The sequence below is a fragment of the Allobosea sp. GW822-FHT05A11 genome, assembly GCF_058800455.1.
Map to the genome: position 1 here is coordinate 485,156 of NZ_JBXAMI010000003.1, position 16,633 is coordinate 501,788.

Here is a 16,633-nt window from a genome sequence, read left to right on the forward strand (position 1 = left end):
GTCAGATGACGTTGGCCTCCTTGAGCGGCCTCCCCTCCACGATGCGCTCGTGGCCGAGATCGGCAAGGTCGAGCGAGCGATAGCGGCCATGCGCGATATGCTCGGCAAGCCCACGCCCGACCGCCGGAGACTGCTGCAGGCCGTGGCCTGAGAAGCCGTTGGCGAGATAGAGATTGGGCAGGCCGACCGCCGGGCCGATGATGGCGTTATGGTCGAGTCCGCACATGTCGTAGGGGCCGGCCCAGGCGCGGCCGGGCTTGATCTGCTCGAAGGCCGGGATGCGGGTCGCGAGCGAGGGCCAGACCACTTCCTCGAAGAAGCCCCAGTCGACATCCTCGGCCGCCGGGTCGTTCTCGACCCATTCGACATCCTGCTCCGGCGTCAGGGGCGAGCAGCTGCCGATGAAGAGCTGGCCTTCCGCCGTGCGCTTGCCTTCCTGCCGGCACCAGGCGCCGGTCGTGTCGATCAGGAGCGGGCAGCCATCGACATCGCCCTTGCAAGTGAAGGTGAAGACATAGCGCTTCATCGACTTCACCGGGATTTCAATCCCTGCCGTCGCGGCGAGCCTGGCGCCATGGGTGCCGCTGGCGTTGACGACAGCGCCGCAGGCGATGCGGCTGCCATCCGCGAGCTCGACAGCGGTGACGCGTCCGCCCTCCGTGACATAGCGGGCAACCTCGCCCTGCCGGTACTCGACACCGAGGTTGCGCGCCTTCTTGCGGAAGGCCTGGAGCAGCGCCCAGCCGTCGAACCAGCCCTCGCCGCTGACGCCGAAGGTGCCGCAGGCGAGATCCTCGGTATTGAGCCAGGGGAAGCGCTGCTTCAGCGTGGTGGGATCGTAGAGCGCGATATCGGCGCCCTCTGCCGCCTGCAGCTTCTGATTGGCTTCGAGGATCGGTGCGCCGACCTCGCTCGCAAGATAGAGATAGCCGCCCTCGTGCAAGTCGATGGCCGGAACCTCGCCATCGACCGCGAGATGCTTCCCGATATTGCGCAGGAAATCGACGCCGAAGAGCGAAATGCGGATATTCACCGCGCTCGAAAACTGCTGGCGGATCGAGGCGGCCGAGAGCGCCGAGGCGGAGAAGCGATAGGTCGGGTCCTTCTCGATCACCACGACCTTGCCGGTGAAGCCGGGATCGGCGGCGAGATGATAGGCGACGGAGGAGCCGATCGCGGCGCCACCGCAGATCACGACATCGGCGCTTTCGGAGACGGGCGGCATGGCAGGCCTCGCGCAGTCGGCTTCGCTGGAAAAAGCCGGGTTGGTGAATTTCGCGCATGAATGAACGAGCGCAGCCTGCTTGTCGAGAGGGGCCTTAGTTCGCCGGCGCGCATTCTCCGAGCAGCCAGTCGCGGAAGGCAACGACGGTCGGCAGATTGGCCTTTTCCTCGGGGTAGACGAGATAGTAGCCGTCGCGGCCCGTCACCGGTCGGTCGATCGGGATGACCAGCGAGCCGGAGCGCAATTCCTCCTCGACGAGGAAACGCGGCACGATGGCCAGGCCCAGCCCCGCCACCGCCGCCTGCGCGATCATGGCGAACTGCTCGAAGCGTGGCCCCATCAGCGCCCGCTCCGGCCCCAGTCCCTGCTGCTCCAGCCAGTCCGCCCAGGCGCGCGGCCGCGTCGACTGCTGGAGCAACGGCACGCGCAGCATATCGAAGGGATCGGCGATGCCGGCGCGCACCACCAGCGACGGCGCCGCGACCGGCACGACCTCCTCCCCCATCAAGCGATGCAGCCTTGCGCCCGGCCAGCTATCGGCGCCGAAATGCACGGCGGCGTCGACCTGCTCGCGGGCAAAGTCGAACGGCACCAGCTTGGTGGTGAAGTTGATGGTGATGCCGGGATGAGCCTCGATGAAGCGCGGCAGGCGCGGGATCAGCCAGCGCGTCCCGAAGGTCGGCAGGATCGCGAGATTAAGCACGCCGGCCGCACCGCGAAAGGCCATGGCGGAGACGGTCGCGGCTGCGAGACGGGACAGGCCGTCACGGATATCATTGGCATAGGCCGCGCCCGCCGCCGTCAGGCTGACACGCTTCTTGACGCGCTCAAACAGGCTGACGCCGAGCACCTTTTCGAGATGCGCGACCTGCCGGCTCACCGCGCCCTGCGTCAGGTTCAGCTCCTCTGCTGCGCGCGTGAAGCTGCCATGCCGGGCCGCCGCCTCGAAGGCGGCGAGCGCGGACAGCGAAGGCACCGAGAGGCGACCGGGAACCAGAATATCATCCATGATAAATTCTCACCAAGTGATGAGAACATATCGGTTGCCGTCGCGCCATGAAAGAGGGCATTCTGCAGGCCTCAAGCGCGGCGGCCTCCGGTTCCCGCGCCTTCATGTCATGCGCCCTAGGGCATGCGCCCTTTGGCTCCCGCTCGCGACCGCTGGAAGACAAAGATGGCCACATCCCTGCCGAAAGACACGCTCGCCCTGCTCAAGCGCCTCGGCGTTTCCGAAGCGTCTTACGCCGATGCCGGCCTCTCGGCCCGTTCGCCGATCACCGGCGAGACCGTCGTGACCCTGCGCGAGACGTCGCCGGCCGAGGCCGAGGCCGCGATCGGCCGGGCGCAGTCCGCCTATCTCGCCTGGCGCAAGGTGCCGGCGCCGCGCCGCGGCGAGTTCGTCCGCCTGCTCGGCGAAGAGCTGCGCGCCGCCAAGACCGATCTCGGCCTGCTGGTGACGCTGGAGGCCGGCAAGGTCACCTCCGAAGGCCTCGGCGAGGTCCAGGAGATGATCGACATCTGCGACTTCGCCGTCGGCCTGTCGCGCCAGCTCTACGGCCTGACCATCGCCACCGAGCGCCCGAACCATCGCATGATGGAGACCTGGCACCCGATCGGCATCTGCGGCGTGATCTCGGCCTTCAACTTCCCGGTCGCGGTCTGGTCGTGGAATGCGGCGCTCGCCTTCGTCTGCGGCGACAGCGTCGTCTGGAAGCCCTCCGAGAAGACCCCGCTGACCGCGCTCGCGGTGCAGGCCATCGTCGAGAAGACGATGAAGCGCTTCGGTCCGGAAGCGCCGATCGGCCTCTCGGAAGTGCTGATCGGCGGCCGCGAGCTCGGCGACATCCTGGTCCAGGATCATCGCGTCCCGGTCGTCTCGGCCACCGGCTCGACCCGCATGGGCAAGGAAGTCGGCCAGAAGCTGGCGGCTCGCTTCGCCCGCGCCATTCTCGAGCTCGGCGGCAACAATGCCGCGATCGTCGCTCCCTCGGCCGATCTCGACATCGCGCTGCGCGGCATCGCCTTCGCGGCGATGGGCACCGCCGGCCAGCGCTGCACCACTTTGCGCCGCCTGATCGTGCATGAAAGCGTCTATGACGCGCTCGTGCCGAAGCTCGCCAAGGTCTACGGCTCGGTGAAGATCGGCGATCCCCGCGAGGCCGGCGTGCTGGTCGGCCCGCTGGTCGACGAGGCCGCCTATCAGGGCATGCAGAAGGCGCTCTCCGAGGCCAAGGCCGAGGGTGGCGAGGTCCATGGCGGCGAGAAGGTCGATGTCGGTTCCGGCGGCTTCTATGTCCGCCCGGCGCTGGTCGAGATGCCCAGGCAGTGCGGCCCGGTCGAGCGCGAGACCTTCGCACCCATCCTCTACGTGATGAAGTACAAGTCCATCGACGAGGCGATCTCGATCCAGAACGCGGTCGGCGCCGGCCTCTCCTCCTCGATCTTCACGCTGAACATGCGCGAGGCCGAACTCTTCGTCTCGGACGAGGGCTCCGATTGCGGCATCGCCAACGTCAATATCGGCCCCTCGGGCGCCGAGATCGGCGGCGCGTTCGGCGGCGAGAAGGAGACGGGCGGCGGCCGCGAGGCCGGCTCGGACGCCTGGAAGGCCTATATGCGCCGCGCCACCAACACCGTGAACTACGGCACCACGCTGCCGCTGGCTCAGGGCGTCAGCTTCGACGTGGATGCGTGATCGGTAAGACCCGTCATTCTCGGGCGGAGCGAAGCGCAGACCCGAGAATCTCATGACCAGTAGCTGGTTTCCGAGATGGTCGGGTCAAGCCCGACCATGACGCAAACGATACGGGAGAGAATGAAAATGGCCGGCAGCCACAAGCTCGCGAAGTTCACCTGGGACGATGCCTATCTGCTCGACGAGCAGCTGAACGAGGACGAGCGGCTGATCCGCGACACCGCCCGCGCCTATGCGCAGGAGAAGCTCGCTCCACGCATCCATGACGCCTATCTCGACGAGAAGACCGACCGCTCGATCTTCAACGAAATGGGCGAGCTCGGCCTGCTCGGCGTCACCGTTCCCGAGGAATACGGCTGCGCCGGCGCCAATTACGTCTCCTACGGGCTCGTCGCCCGCGAGGTCGAGCGCATCGACTCGGGCTACCGCTCGATGATGTCGGTGCAGTCCTCGCTCGTGATGTACCCGATCTATGCCTATGGCAGCGAAGAGCAGCGCAAGAAGTACCTGCCGAGGCTCGGCTCCGGCGAATGGGTCGGCTGCTTCGGCCTGACCGAGCCGGATGCCGGCTCCGATCCCGGCGGCATGAAGACCCGCGCCGAGAAGGTTGCCGACGGCTACAAGCTGACCGGCTCCAAGATGTGGATCTCGAACTCGCCGATCGCCGACGTCTTCGTCGTCTGGGCGAAGTCGGCCGCGCATGACAACCAGATCCGCGGCTTCATCCTCGAAAAGGGCATGAAGGGTCTCTCCGCGCCGAAGATCGGCGGCAAGCTCAGCTTGCGCGCCTCGATCACCGGCGAGGTCGTGATGGACGGCGTCATCGTTCCCGAGGAGAACCTGCTGCCGAACGTCTCGGGCCTGTCGGGCCCGTTCGGCTGCCTCAACCGCGCCCGCTACGGCATCTCCTGGGGCGTGATGGGCGCCGCCGAGGACTGCTTCCATCGCGCCCGCCAGTATGGGCTAGACCGCAAGCAGTTCAACAAGCCGCTCGCCCAGACGCAGCTCTACCAGAAGAAGCTGGCGGACATGCTGACCGAGATCACGCTCGGCCTGCAGGGTTCATTGCGCGTCGGGCGCCTGCTCGATGACGGCAAGATGGCCCCGGAGATGATCAGCCTCGTCAAGCGTAACAATTGCGGCAAGGCGCTCGACATCGCCCGCCAGGCCCGCGACATGCATGGCGGCAACGGCATCTCGATCGAGTATCAGGTGATGCGCCATGCCGCGAACCTTGAGACGGTGAACACCTATGAGGGCACGCATGACGTCCACGCGCTGATCCTCGGCCGCGCGATCACCGGCCTGCAGGCGTTCTTCTGAGCGCTCTCAGCCGTCATGCCCGGGCCTGACCCGGGCATCTCGTCCCACGCGAACCTCCCCGGAGATGGTCGGGTCAAGCCCGACCATGACGCCCGAGTCGAACCCGCCATGACGACCTCCCCTCTTGCCGGCCTGCGCGTCCTCGAACTGGCGCGCATCCTCGCAGGTCCCTGGATCGGCCAGCTCCTGGCCGATCTCGGCGCCGATGTCGTCAAGGTCGAGGCGCCGGAAGGCGACGACACCCGCAAATGGGGCCCGCCCTTCGTCGAGGGCACCGGCGACGAACATCTCTCCGCCGCCTATTTCCACGCCGCCAATCGCGGCAAGCGCTCGATCACCGCCGATTTCCGCACGGCCGAGGGACAGGCGCTGGTCCGGCGCCTTGCCGCCCGTGCCGATGTCGTGATCGAGAACTTCAAGGTCGGCGGCCTCTCGAAATACGGGCTCGACGCGGCGTCGCTGCGCAAGGAATTTCCGCGCCTCGTCTATTGCTCGGTCACCGGCTTCGGGCAGGACGGCCCCTATGCGCCGCGCGCCGGCTACGACTTTCTCGTCCAGGGCATGGGCGGGGCGATGTCGATCACCGGCGAGCCGGCGGGCGCGCCGATGAAGGCGGGCTATGCGGTCGCGGACATCTATACCGGGCTCTATGCCACGGTCGGCATCCTCTCGGCTTTGCGCCAGCGCGACGCCACCGGCGAGGGTGCGACGCTCGATCTCGCTTTGCTCGACTCGCAGGTCGCGGTGCTCGGCAACCAGGCGATGAACTATCTCGTCGGCGGCAATCCCCCGCCGCGGCTCGGCAACGCCCACCCGAACATCGTGCCCTATGACGTGTTCCCGGTCGCGGACGGCCATATCATCATCGCGACCGGCAATGACGGGCAGTGGCGCAAGCTCTGCGAAGTGCTGGGCGAGCCGACGCTGGCCGACCATCCCGACTATCTCGACAACAAATCGCGCGTGAAGAACCGCGTCGCGTTGACCGCCAAACTGCACCTGCTTTGCCAGCGCTATGCCAAGCTCGATCTGCTGGCCGCGCTGGAGAAGGTCGGCGTGCCCGCGGGCCCGATCAACGATATCGGCGAGGTGTTCGCCGACCCGCAGGTCATCGCGCGCGGCGTGAAGGTCGACCTGCCGAGCGCTGCCGCGAAGGCTGGCGCCATTCCGACCGTCGCCTCGCCAATCGTCATGAACGGCGTGCGGCAGGTGGCAGGACGTCCGAGCCCACGGCTCGGGGAACATGCCGATGACATCTTGAACGACCCGGCCTGGGGCGGAGCCTCCGCGGCGGAATAACAAACTCAGCCCTCATCCTGAGGAGCTGCGAAGCAGCGTCTCGAAGGATGGTCCAGCGTGCTCTGGAGCATCCTTCGAGACGCGGGCTTTGCCCGCTCCTCAGGATGAGGGCTCGCAAAAGGGACAGGGAACATGGCTAATCGCACTGGCGGGCAGATCCTCGTCGACCAGCTTCTGATCCACGGCGCCACCGACGCCTTCTGCGTGCCGGGCGAGAGCTATCTCGCCGTGCTCGACGCGCTGCACGACGCCTCGATGAAGGTCACCATCTGCCGGGCCGAAGGCGGCGCCTGCATGATGGCGGAAGCCGCCGGCAAGCTCACCGGCAAGCCCGGCATCTGCTTTGTAACGCGCGGCCCCGGCGCCACCAACGCCTCGCCCGGCATCCATATCGCCGACCAGGACTCGACCCCGCTGATCCTCTTCGTCGGCCAGATCGACGGCAGCATGCGCGAGCGCGAGGCCTTCCAGGAGCTCGACTACCGCGCCGTCTTCGGCACGATGACCAAATGGGCGACCGAGATCGACGATGCCGCGCGCATCCCGGAGATCATCAGCCGCGCCTTCCATGTCGCGACCTCGGGCCGCCCCGGCCCGGTCGTGATCGCGCTGCCCGAGGACGTGCTGACCGATCTCGCCGACGTGGCCGACGCCGAGCCCTATAACGTCACCGAGCAGCACCCTGCCCCTGCGCAGATGGCCGATCTCGCCAAGCGCTTCGCTTCGGCCAAGTCGCCGATCGCGATCCTCGGCGGCTCGCGCTGGAGCCCGGAGGCGATCGCCGACTTCCAGGCCTTTGCCGAGCGTTTCGACCTGCCCGTCGCGGTCTCGTTCCGCCGCCAGATGCTATTCCCGGCCGACCATCCGAACTTCGCCGGCGATCTCGGCATCGGCCCCAACCCCAAGCTGCTCGCCCGCATCAAGGAGAGCGACCTCGTCCTGCTGGTCGGCGGGCGTCTCTCGGAGATGCCGAGCCAGTCCTACACCCTGTTCGGCATCCCGAACCCGGGCCGGCCGCTGGTGCATGTCCACGCCGACCCGGAAGAGCTCGGCCGGGTCTATCGCCCGACGCTGGCGATCAATGCTTCGCCCGCCGGCTTCTGCGCCGCGCTCAAGACGATCGAGCCGCCCAAGGCCCCGGCCTGGAAGGGCGCGGGCGCTATCGCGCATGAATCCTATATCGCCTGGAGCGAGCAGCCGGCACCCGTGCCCGGCGAATTCCACCCCGGCGAGATGGTGCGCTGGCTGCGCAGCCAGCTCCCCGAGGACGCCATCATGTGCAATGGCGCAGGCAATTACGCGACCTGGGTGCACCGCTTCCACCGCTTCAACAAGTTCGCGACGCAGCTCGCCCCAACTTGCGGCTCGATGGGCTATGGCGTTCCGGCCGCGATCGGCGCCAAGCGGCTCTTCCCCGATCGCACCGTCATCGCCTTTGCGGGCGACGGCTGCTTCCTGATGAACGGCCAGGATTTCGCGACGGCCGTGCAGTACGACCTTCCGGTCATCGTCGTCGTCGTCGACAATGGCATGTACGGCACGATCCGCATGCATCAGGAGCGCGAATATCCCGGGCGCGTCTCGGCGACGACACTGAAGAACCCGGATTTCGCGGCCTATGCCAAGGCCTTCGGCGGTCATGGCGAGCGGGTCGAGAAGACCTCGGAGTTCGCGCCGGCTTTCGAACGCGCGGTGAAGAGCGGCAAGCCCGCGATCATCCACTGCCTGCTCGATCCCGAGGCGATCACACCGGCCAAGTCGCTCTCGACGATCCGCGCCGAGGCCTTCGCGGCCCAGAAGAAAGACTAAGAACGGCCGAGCCACATCCGCTGCATCAGCCCGTCCCTGAGGACGAACTGATGCAGCAGGGCCGCGCCCGCATGAACGAAGGCGAGCGCGGCCATGATGTCGAACAGCGTCGCATGCGCCCGCAGCATCGCGTCATAGATGGCCTGATCCGGGCCGATCGGATGTGGCACCGAAAACAGCCCGAAGAACAGCGTCGGGATCTGGATCGGCGCGGCAGCAGCCATCAGGAAGCCGGAAACCGGTAGCGCCAGCAGGCAGAGATAGAGCCCGCCCTGCACCGTCGCAGCCACGGCTCGCTGCCAGCGCGGCATCGGGACCGGCGCGGGCGCCCGCAGCAAACGCCGAACGGCTAGGCGCAGCAAAACCAGCCCCGCCAGCGTCAGGCCGAAAGACTTGTGCCATTGGTAGAGCGCGAAGCGGGACAGCAGGTCGCGCGTCTCGTCGCCCATCAGGCGGGACAGTCCATACTGTACCGCAATCAGCGCCACCGTCAGCCAATGCAGCAGGACCAGAAGCGGGTGCCAATTGCGGGAGCGCATCGCCGGCCATCCTAGCGCGAGATCACGCCCTTGATGTCGATCTCGACCTGATCGTCGACGATATTGACCTCGCGCCCGATCGCGAAGGCAGCACGCGAGAAACTCGCGCTGGCATGGAAGGGCAAAGTGCCGCCCGCGCGCATGCCGGCCGGATCGCTTTCGGCGACGGCGATGACCGTGACAGGCTGCGACGCGCCCCGGATCGTGAGCTGGCCCGTAATAGAGAGGCTGCGCTCACCGGTGCGCGCCACCTGTTGGGATACGAAGCTGGCAACCGGATAATGCGCGACGTCGAGCATCGTCTGCCCCTTGATGAAGCCGTCGACGAGATCGGCGCCCGTGCGCAGGGATGCGGTCTGGATCGTCATTCTGATCCGGCTGCGCTCCGGCCGGTCGAAATCGAGTGCGATGGTGCCGTCGACAGTGCCGAAACGGCCGCTCGCCGTCGGGATGCCGAAATGACGCGCCACGAAGGCGACCGCGCCGCCGTCTCTCGACAACGACCAGATGTCCTGCGCGAAGGCAGAAGCGGACGACGGCCCCAGAAGAGCCGCAACAAGCAGCGCACGCATCATCATGGCATGGCTCCTCGGCAGCCGGATGGCCCACATCTTAGGCCTGGCTCCCCACCGGCTGGCAGGGGCAGACACGCAGTTGTGAGGAAGCCCGGCCTCCGCGGGAAAGATTCTTAACCGCTTTCGTGAACCCGGACCGAACCTTTCGCGACCACTCGTCGTTGGTAAGACGACGACGTGGAGGCAAGGCGATGACGCGGGCATGGATGATGCGATGGGCGGTGGCCGCAGCGCTCGCCTTTTCGGCTGCGCCCAGCGCCCAGGCGGCAGGCCTCTTCGACGACCTCGCCCGTGCGCTGTTCGGCGGCGGGCCGCGCCTGCGGGCCTCGCCGATCTACGAATATGACGACGAACCGCGCAGGCGGGCGCCCCGCGCCCGCGCGCCGGAGGTTTCCTCGAAACCCAAGCCACCCGTCGTCCAGCTCGATCCCCAGGCCGACAAGGAATGGTATCTCAAGGACCCGACGCTGCGGCGCGGCGACATCGTGGTCACCGCGGGCGGCGTGCTGGTCTATCAGGGCCGCAGCGCCGCTGCGCGCCCCGCCGATTTCGTCGCGCTCGGCGGCAACGATGCCAAGGGCTGGAAGCAGCAGTTGCAGACCGCAGCGGCCGGCGGACGCGCCCGCTTCAGCGATCTCAGCACGCCCACCAAGGCGGCCGTGACGGCCGAGGCCGCCGAGTAGGCGGCCGGCTTCAGCGCGGCTTCACCCCATCGAAAGTCGAGCGGATCGCGCGGGCGAGCGCAATCGCGGCCCAGCCCTGGAAGATCAGCTCGATCGCCAGGAAAGTGCCGAGAACCCATAGGCTCGACGCCGGCCATTGCGCCAGGATCATGCCGCCCAGAAGCAAGGACAGCAGGCCCGAGAAGGCGACCCAACCCCAGGCCGGCAATTCCCGATTCTGGAAGGCCATGATGAGGCGCAGCACGCCGGTCGCGATCAAAGCCGCGCCGGCCAGCAGCGTCAGCGAAGCCGTCGCCACCAGCGGATTGACGAAGGTCATCACGCCGACAGCGACATAGAGCAGGCCGATCAGGATATGCCAGAGGCGGCTCCTCCAACCCTGATGGCGGAAAGCATCGATCAGCACGACGATGCCTCCAACGAAGATCATCGCGCCAAACCAGATCGCGCTGGCGAGACTGAGAAGCGCCACGGCACCCAGCCCCAGCACGCCCAGAATGACGAGCACAATGCCTTCAGCCAGCAGCCAACCCGAATTGCGCCGGAGCGGGACGAGATGCGTGGCGAGCGAGGAACCCTGGCGGGGCGAAGATTCTGCAGGCATCGTCATGGCCGACTCCGGTTGGGCGGGCCGCGACAGCCAATGCGACCCGTCAGGACAGGCGCTATCAGAAGCCCGCGCGAGGACTTCGTCAATGATCTGCCGCAATCCCGATCTCAGAGGGGTGACGCCCGGCCCGCCCTAGACCGCCTCAGCCGAGCTTCGCGGCGACGAGCTTGCGCAGGCCGCGCAGGTCCTTGACGAAGCCGCGGATGCCTTCGGCCAGCTTCTCGGTGCCCATCGCATCCTCGTTCATGGCGAAGCGGAAGGCCTTTTCGTCATAACCCAGCTTCTTGGCGACGCCCCCTTCCATCTGCGGCGACGAAGCCGGCGAAAGGCGGCGCGGCAGGTCGCCGGTCGCGGCGGCGAGCTCGTCGAGCAGGCCAGGCCCGATGGTCAGGCGGTCGCAGCCGGCCAGCGCCTCGATCTCGCCGGTGTTGCGGAAGGAGGCACCCATCACGACCGTCTTGATGCCGAAGGCCTTGTAGTAGGCGTAGATGCTCTTGACCGAGACGACGCCGGGGTCGGTCTCGGCCGTGTAAGGGCCGCCGCCGGCCTTGACGTGCCAGTCGAGGATGCGGCCGACGAAGGGCGAGATCAGGAAGGCGTTGGCCTCAGCCGCCGCGACCGCCTGCGGCAGCGCGAAGAGCAGGGTCAGGTTGCAGTCGATGCCCTCGCCCTGCAGCACCTTGGCAGCCTGCAGGCCCTCCCAGGTCGAGGCGATCTTGATGAGGATGCGGTCCTTCTCGACACCGCACTCCTTGTAGGCGGCGATGACGCCGCGCGCCTTCGCGATGGTCGCGTCCGTGTCGAAGGACAGGTCGGCATCGACCTCGGTCGAGACGCGACCGGGGACGATCTTGGTCAGCTCAGTGCCGAAGCTCACCGCGAGGCGATCGCAGACGGCATGGACCGCCTTCTCACCGCTGCCCTGCTTCTTGCCCCAGCCGATCGCCTCGTCGACGAGATGCGCATAGGCCGGCGTCTCCACCGCCTTGAGGATCAGGGTCGGGTTCGTAGTGCAGTCGACAGGCTTCAGACGGCGCACGGCCTCGATGTCGCCGGTGTCGGCGACGACGGTGGTCATCTGGCGGAGCTGGTCGAGCTTGGAGGCGGTCATCGGTCTATCCTCGGCAATTCTTCTTGTCGTAACGCATTCAATGTGGCGCCTGTTCACCGCAATGGCGAGAGCGATGAAGCAGTTCCGCCATGCGGCGAGCTGACGCCCGCGTCATGCCCCGGGCATCCCGTGAAGGAAGGGCGCCTTTTCTGGCCTGAGCTTCTCGGGTCGAAGCTGCGCTTCGCCCGAGAATGACGCGTGGGGACTCCCTCAGCTCTTCACTGCGCCCGAGGTCAGGCCACCGACCATGTTCTTGCGGAACAGGTAGTAGATCACCGCCGGCGGGATGGCATAGAGCAGGCCCGCCGCCATCAGCAGGTTCCAGGGCGCGTCATCGGCCGAGAGGAAGAGGCCAAGGCCGACAGCAAGCGGAACCGCCTGCTCGGAGGAGAGCAGCAGGAAGGCGTAGAGATACTCGTTCCATGCGAGCAGCAGCGCGTAGATGCCGATCACCACCATCGAGGGCTTCATCAGCGGCAGGTAGACCAGCCGGAACAGCTGGATCGAGGTGGCGCCGTCCATCACGGCGGCTTCGTCGAGCTCCTTCGGCAATTTGTCGGAAGCCTGCTTCAGCACCCAGATCGCATAGGGCGAGGCGAGCGCGACCATCGCGAGGATCAAGGAGGCCTGCGTATTGAGCAAACCGTAGGAGCCCATCGCCTTGTACATGGGGATGGCAAGGAAGGCGGCCGGGATCAGGTAGGTCGCCAGCGCCAGGTTCATCATCGTGCGCCCGCCCCTGACCTTGAGCCGCGCGATGGCGAAGGCCGCGAAGGTGGCGACGAACAGCGTGATCAGCCCCGTCGCGATCGCGATGAAGAAGCTGTTGAACATCTGCCGCCAGAAATTGTGCAGGTAGTAGTGCTGCTGCGCGAACACGATCTGGAAGTTCTGCAGCGTCGGCTGGTCGGGCCAGAGCTTGCCGGCCAGCATCGATTCCTGGTTGGAGATCGACAGCACGAAGAGGTGGTAGATCGGCAGCAGCGTCCAGACCAGGACGGGGATCGCGATCAGCAGCAGCTTGCCTTCGTCGAGGAGCTTTCTCATGCGTCGGGCCCCTTCGACAGGCGCTTCACCATCACGAAGACCATCGGCAGGATCAGCGGCATGGCGACGATGATCGAGGCGATGCCGAGATCGAGATTGTTGTTGCGCATGTAGCGGATGCCGAGCGTCGCCAGCACATGGTTGAGGTCGCCCGGCCCGCCGCCCGTGAGCAGGTAGACGCTGTTGAAATCGCCCAGCGTCCAGATCATCGAGAGCATCGTCGAGGTGACGTAGAGCGTTGCCAGCGAGGGCCAGGTGATGAAGCGGAACTGCTGCCAGCGATTGGCGCCGTCGACGCTGGCAGCCTCGTAGAGGTCCTGCGCGATCGCGAGCCGGCCGGTGATCAGGATCAGCGTCCAGAACGGCAGCGACTTCCAGATGTGGACGAAGATCGAGGAGATGAAAGCGAGCGTCGGGTCGGTCAGCCAGCCCGGTCCCTCCATGATGCCGAACCACTGGAAGAGCTGCTGGTTCACCATGCCGTTCTCGGGATTCAGCATCACCCGGAAGGACAGAATGGTCGGGATCGAGGGCACCGCCCAGGGCAGGATGAACAGCACCAGCACGATCCGGATCCAGGGCCGCTGCTGTATGAAGAAGCCGGAGAGAGCGAGCGCGATCAGGAACTTCAGGTTCACCGCGACGAACAGGAAGATGACCGTGTTGACGACGGTGCGCAGGAAGATCGGGTCGGCGAAGAGCGCCCGGTAGGAATTCCAGTTGAGGCCGAGCCAGAGGCCATAGGCCACCGGGTAGACCACCATGACGGCGAAGACGAGGACGTAAGGGGCCAGCATGATGGCACCCCACATCGCGCGGTCGCGGGTGAAGCCCGAGTTATCCTCGCGTGGCGCCGCAAGCGGCGCGGTCATGACGGCTGAGCTCATGGACTCTCCGTGGAATTGTCACCCTGTGAAAGATACGCCGCGGCAAGGATTGCCGCGGCGGGTCGTCGATGCAAGCGGAACGAGGACCGGGCTCTACTGTCCTAGCATCGGCTTGGCCCGAAAAGTGGGAGCCACTTTTCGGGCCAATGCTCAGCCGGCGATCTGCTTGATGCGGGCGATCATCTCGTCCACGGCCTGCTCGGCCGGGATCTTGTCCTGGACGACGCGGTTCACCGCCTTGGCCCAGACGTTCTCGGCATTCACGGTCGTGAAATTGTAGTTGTAGACGAACTGGAACGGCACGGTGCCGTCCTTGTACTGCTTGTAGACGACCGCGCGATGCGGGTCCTTGCCATCCGACCAGAACGGCGCCTCGATCGCCTTCAGCGTCGTCGGCACCCAGCGCCCGGCCGAGCCCTCGACGAAGGGCCGCAGGTTCTCGTCCTTCATGAAGAAGGCCATGAACTCCTTGGCGCGCTTCTTGTTCTTGGCATCGGCGAAGATCACCGCGGTCTTCACGGCGGCGAGGTTGGTCATCTTGCTGCCGTCCGCCTTGAGCGGGAATTCGGCGGTGCGGATGTTGTCCTCATAGTTCTTCTTGGCCGTCGCCCGCTGCTCGGCCGTGAGCGCGGGGTTGCTCATGTCGTCCATGTGCTTGCCGGCGATCGAGATCGTGGCGTTGTGCGTGGCGACCGTGGTGCGGTTGTGGAAGGCGACGTTGTTGTCGGGGTCGAGCCAGTTCACCGAGGAGGGCGGGGTGCAGCCGCGCTGGAAGATGTTGGCGTAGGACTTCACCGCCTCGACCATCGCCTTCTTGTTGGCGGGCTGGTCGAGCACGATCTTGCCGTTCTCGTCGACGACCTGAGCGTTATAGGCGTTGGCGAAGGTCAGGAACGAATAGAAGGTGTCGGACGCCGCGATGCCCATCGGGTGGCCGATGCCGTAGACGCGCTTGCCCTTGGCGCGCATCGCGCCCTGGACCTTGTCGCACCAGAAGTCCCAGTAGCCGTTCCAGGTCTTCGGGATGTCGGCCTCCTTGAAGCCGGCCTCCTCGAGCATGTCCTTCCAGTAGGTGATGTGCATCATCTGCTGCTCGACCGGGAAGGCATAGTATGACTTCTTGCCGGTCTTGCCGTTCATCAGGAAGGTGGTCGAGACCGCCATCGGCTGGAACTCGGCCTTCATCGGCTCGATCACGTCCGAGACGTCCTCGAGCTTGCCGTCATAGGCCCATTTGCCGGTGGTGCGGAAATCATAGGTCGTGCAGAAGCCGACATCCGGAGGCGTGCCGGCATCGACCGCGCCGACCGATTTCGTGACGCAGTCCTCGGTGGCGTAGAGCGAGAGCTCGACCTTGACGCCCGTCGCCTTCTGGAATTTGTCGACGACCGCCAGCAGCGCGTCGTCCTCTCCCTTGTAGAAGCCCTTGGTGAACCAGGCCGTCAGCGTCTCCTGCGCCATCGCGGCGCCGGACCAGCCCGCTACGACTGCCGCGACAGCCGTTCCCATGGCGAAATGCCGTACAAGCTTCATCCGATATCCTCCCATTTAAACCGTTTTAAAGCGACCTTATGGTCGTCTTGCCGCGACCCTAATCGAAAAGCCCCGCCCGAAACAAGCCGGGCGAGCATCCATTAAATAGCACTTATTCTTTCAGGATACGCAAGCCCCCTATGCGCCCACAGCACGAGAGCCCGCCTTTCGCGAACCTTCATCCTGCAAGGCGCTGCTCCCTCGGATCAAGGTGAGGCTAGGAAGTCCCCTGGCCCATTTCATGGAACTGTCATCTGCCGGGACTACCGGCAGCGCCATCTCGCAACAGCGATCAAGAGATGGAGTTTGACATGCAGCGCAAGGCCCTGAGCGCCTTCATCATCGCGGCCGGCCTCGCGGCCGCGCCGCAGGCTTTCGCCATCGAGGGCAAGCTGGTGCTCTATACCAGCCAGCCCAATACCGACGCCCAGCAGACGATCGACGCCTTCAAGGCAAAATATCCGAAGGTCGAAATCTCCTTCGTCCGCGACGGCACGCCGCGCGTGATGGCGAAGCTCAAGGCCGAGTTCGAGGCCGGCGCCCCGCAGGCCGACGTGCTGCTCATAGCCGATGCGGTGACCATGGAAGGCCTCAAGAAGGACGGCCGCCTGCTCGCCCATGACAAGGCCGATCTCGCCGCCTATCCGGCCGGCATCCACGACCCGCAGAAGATGTGGTTCGCGACCAAGCTGATCACCACCGGCATCGTCTACAACACCAAGGCTGCGATGAAGCCCGCGAGCTGGACGGACCTCATCAAGCCGGAGGCGAAGAATCAGCTGGCCATGCCGAGCCCGCTGAACTCCGGCGCCGCGCTGATCCACACGATCACGCTGACCAGCAACCTTGGGGATGGCTGGGGCTTTTACGAGAAGCTCAAGGAGAACGGCACGCTCGCCGCCGGCGCCAATGGCGACATCCTGCGCCAGGTCGCCACCGGCGAGAAGCTCTACGGCATGATCGTCGACTTCATGCCGATCCGCGAGAAGGCCAAGGGCGCGCCGGTCGAGTTCGTCTTCCCGAGCGAGGGCGTCTCCGCGGTCAGCGAGCCGGTCGCGATCCTGAAGACCACCAGGAACCCGGAAGCCGCCAAGGCCTTCATCGATTTCCTGCTCTCGAAGGAAGGCCAGGAGCTGGCGCTGAAGCAGGGCTATGTCGCCGCCCATCCCGACGTCGCCCTGCCGGCCGGCTATCCCGCCCGCAGCGCGATCAAGCTGATGGCCTTCGACGCCGCCAAGGCGCTCGCTGAAGAGACCGCCGCTCGCAAGCGCTTCGGCTCGATCTTCGAGTGATGACG

Annotated in this window: 15 protein-coding genes; 6 read left to right on the plus strand and 9 right to left on the minus strand. The window is 66.0% G+C overall.

What is annotated here, in order from left to right; translation table 11 throughout:
• Nucleotide 1: 1 nt before the first annotated feature.
• Nucleotides 2-1,225 (minus strand): NAD(P)/FAD-dependent oxidoreductase, encoded by a 1,224-nt coding sequence (locus tag AC1RLU_RS11860; RefSeq protein WP_492795724.1) that lies wholly within the window; start codon nt 1,223-1,225, stop codon nt 2-4.
• Nucleotides 1,226-1,319: 94 nt separating this feature from the next.
• Nucleotides 1,320-2,234 (minus strand): LysR family transcriptional regulator, encoded by a 915-nt coding sequence (locus AC1RLU_RS11865; protein ID WP_492795726.1) that lies wholly within the window; start codon nt 2,232-2,234, stop codon nt 1,320-1,322.
• 165 nt (nt 2,235-2,399) lie between these two features.
• On the opposite strand from AC1RLU_RS11865, the gene amaB reads away from it, so the two are divergent.
• The 4 genes from amaB (at nt 2,400) to AC1RLU_RS11885 (ending at nt 8,351) form a co-directional block, all read left to right on the plus strand.
• A complete protein-coding gene (gene amaB, locus AC1RLU_RS11870; protein WP_492795728.1) occupies nt 2,400-3,920 on the plus strand; it encodes an L-piperidine-6-carboxylate dehydrogenase in 1,521 nt (506 codons plus the stop codon).
• Between the two features lie 126 nt (nt 3,921-4,046).
• Complete coding sequence (locus tag AC1RLU_RS11875; RefSeq protein ID WP_492795730.1) at nt 4,047-5,243, plus strand: acyl-CoA dehydrogenase; 1,197 nt, start codon at nt 4,047-4,049, stop codon at nt 5,241-5,243.
• A 108-nt stretch (nt 5,244-5,351) separates the two neighbouring features.
• Nucleotides 5,352-6,542, plus strand: coding sequence for a CaiB/BaiF CoA transferase family protein (locus AC1RLU_RS11880; protein ID WP_492795732.1), 1,191 nt, complete (start codon nt 5,352-5,354; stop codon nt 6,540-6,542).
• Nucleotides 6,543-6,674: 132 nt separating this feature from the next.
• Complete coding sequence (locus AC1RLU_RS11885; RefSeq protein ID WP_492795734.1) at nt 6,675-8,351, plus strand: thiamine pyrophosphate-binding protein; 1,677 nt, start codon at nt 6,675-6,677, stop codon at nt 8,349-8,351.
• Here the strand turns inward: AC1RLU_RS11885 and AC1RLU_RS11890 are convergent.
• Together AC1RLU_RS11890 and AC1RLU_RS11895 are read right to left on the minus strand one after the other, a co-directional pair.
• Nucleotides 8,348-8,890 (minus strand): cytochrome b, encoded by a 543-nt coding sequence (locus tag AC1RLU_RS11890; protein WP_492795735.1) that lies wholly within the window; start codon nt 8,888-8,890, stop codon nt 8,348-8,350. The two genes, AC1RLU_RS11885 and AC1RLU_RS11890, sit on opposite strands and share 4 nt — an antisense overlap.
• A gap of 11 nt (nt 8,891-8,901) precedes the next feature.
• Nucleotides 8,902-9,468: a YceI family protein gene (locus AC1RLU_RS11895; protein ID WP_492795737.1), complete on the minus strand. Its 567-nt coding sequence runs from the start codon at nt 9,466-9,468 to the stop codon at nt 8,902-8,904.
• A 188-nt stretch (nt 9,469-9,656) separates the two neighbouring features.
• Here AC1RLU_RS11895 and AC1RLU_RS11900 point away from each other — a divergent pair, with 188 nt between their 5' ends.
• Nucleotides 9,657-10,148 carry a hypothetical protein gene (locus tag AC1RLU_RS11900; RefSeq protein WP_492795738.1) on the plus strand — a complete coding sequence of 164 codons (492 nt, stop codon included), beginning with the start codon at nt 9,657-9,659 and terminating at the stop codon, nt 10,146-10,148.
• Nucleotides 10,149-10,158: 10 nt separating this feature from the next.
• Here AC1RLU_RS11900 and AC1RLU_RS11905 read toward each other — a convergent pair whose 3' ends face one another.
• From AC1RLU_RS11905 to AC1RLU_RS11925, 5 genes are all read right to left on the minus strand, one after another.
• Nucleotides 10,159-10,758: an HdeD family acid-resistance protein gene (locus AC1RLU_RS11905; protein WP_492795740.1), complete on the minus strand. Its 600-nt coding sequence runs from the start codon at nt 10,756-10,758 to the stop codon at nt 10,159-10,161.
• Between the two features lie 142 nt (nt 10,759-10,900).
• Nucleotides 10,901-11,869, minus strand: coding sequence for a transaldolase (gene tal / locus AC1RLU_RS11910; RefSeq protein WP_492795741.1), 969 nt, complete (start codon nt 11,867-11,869; stop codon nt 10,901-10,903).
• 210 nt (nt 11,870-12,079) lie between these two features.
• Complete coding sequence (locus tag AC1RLU_RS11915; RefSeq protein WP_492795743.1) at nt 12,080-12,916, minus strand: carbohydrate ABC transporter permease; 837 nt, start codon at nt 12,914-12,916, stop codon at nt 12,080-12,082.
• Nucleotides 12,913-13,788: an ABC transporter permease subunit gene (locus AC1RLU_RS11920; protein ID WP_113585375.1), complete on the minus strand. Its 876-nt coding sequence runs from the start codon at nt 13,786-13,788 to the stop codon at nt 12,913-12,915. The genes AC1RLU_RS11915 and AC1RLU_RS11920 overlap by 4 nt, the downstream gene beginning before the upstream one ends.
• Nucleotides 13,789-13,953: 165 nt before the next feature.
• Entirely contained in the window at nt 13,954-15,336 is a 1,383-nt protein-coding gene (locus AC1RLU_RS11925) for an ABC transporter substrate-binding protein (protein WP_492795744.1), read from the minus strand.
• A gap of 311 nt (nt 15,337-15,647) precedes the next feature.
• Here AC1RLU_RS11925 and AC1RLU_RS11930 point away from each other — a divergent pair, with 311 nt between their 5' ends.
• Nucleotides 15,648-16,628, plus strand: coding sequence for an ABC transporter substrate-binding protein (locus AC1RLU_RS11930; protein ID WP_492795745.1), 981 nt, complete (start codon nt 15,648-15,650; stop codon nt 16,626-16,628).
• Nucleotides 16,629-16,633 lie beyond the last annotated feature (5 nt).

Excerpts from the sequence above, each read along its gene's own strand:
- AC1RLU_RS11860 (WP_492795724.1), bottom strand. The coding sequence starts at position 1,225 with ATGCCGCCCGTCTCCGAAAGCGCCGATGTCGTGATCTGCGGTGGCGCC.
- AC1RLU_RS11865 (WP_492795726.1), bottom strand. The coding sequence starts at position 2,234 with ATGGATGATATTCTGGTTCCCGGTCGCCTCTCGGTGCCTTCGCTGTCC.
- amaB (WP_492795728.1), top strand. The coding sequence starts at position 2,400 with ATGGCCACATCCCTGCCGAAAGACACGCTCGCCCTGCTCAAGCGCCTC.
- AC1RLU_RS11875 (WP_492795730.1), top strand. The coding sequence starts at position 4,047 with ATGGCCGGCAGCCACAAGCTCGCGAAGTTCACCTGGGACGATGCCTAT.
- AC1RLU_RS11880 (WP_492795732.1), top strand. The coding sequence starts at position 5,352 with ATGACGACCTCCCCTCTTGCCGGCCTGCGCGTCCTCGAACTGGCGCGC.
- AC1RLU_RS11885 (WP_492795734.1), top strand. The coding sequence starts at position 6,675 with ATGGCTAATCGCACTGGCGGGCAGATCCTCGTCGACCAGCTTCTGATC.
- AC1RLU_RS11890 (WP_492795735.1), bottom strand. The coding sequence starts at position 8,890 with ATGCGCTCCCGCAATTGGCACCCGCTTCTGGTCCTGCTGCATTGGCTG.
- AC1RLU_RS11895 (WP_492795737.1), bottom strand. The coding sequence starts at position 9,468 with ATGATGATGCGTGCGCTGCTTGTTGCGGCTCTTCTGGGGCCGTCGTCC.
- AC1RLU_RS11900 (WP_492795738.1), top strand. The coding sequence starts at position 9,657 with ATGACGCGGGCATGGATGATGCGATGGGCGGTGGCCGCAGCGCTCGCC.
- AC1RLU_RS11905 (WP_492795740.1), bottom strand. The coding sequence starts at position 10,758 with ATGACGATGCCTGCAGAATCTTCGCCCCGCCAGGGTTCCTCGCTCGCC.
- tal (WP_492795741.1), bottom strand. The coding sequence starts at position 11,869 with ATGACCGCCTCCAAGCTCGACCAGCTCCGCCAGATGACCACCGTCGTC.
- AC1RLU_RS11915 (WP_492795743.1), bottom strand. The coding sequence starts at position 12,916 with ATGAGAAAGCTCCTCGACGAAGGCAAGCTGCTGCTGATCGCGATCCCC.
- AC1RLU_RS11920 (WP_113585375.1), bottom strand. The coding sequence starts at position 13,788 with ATGACCGCGCCGCTTGCGGCGCCACGCGAGGATAACTCGGGCTTCACC.
- AC1RLU_RS11925 (WP_492795744.1), bottom strand. The coding sequence starts at position 15,336 with ATGAAGCTTGTACGGCATTTCGCCATGGGAACGGCTGTCGCGGCAGTC.
- AC1RLU_RS11930 (WP_492795745.1), top strand. The coding sequence starts at position 15,648 with ATGCAGCGCAAGGCCCTGAGCGCCTTCATCATCGCGGCCGGCCTCGCG.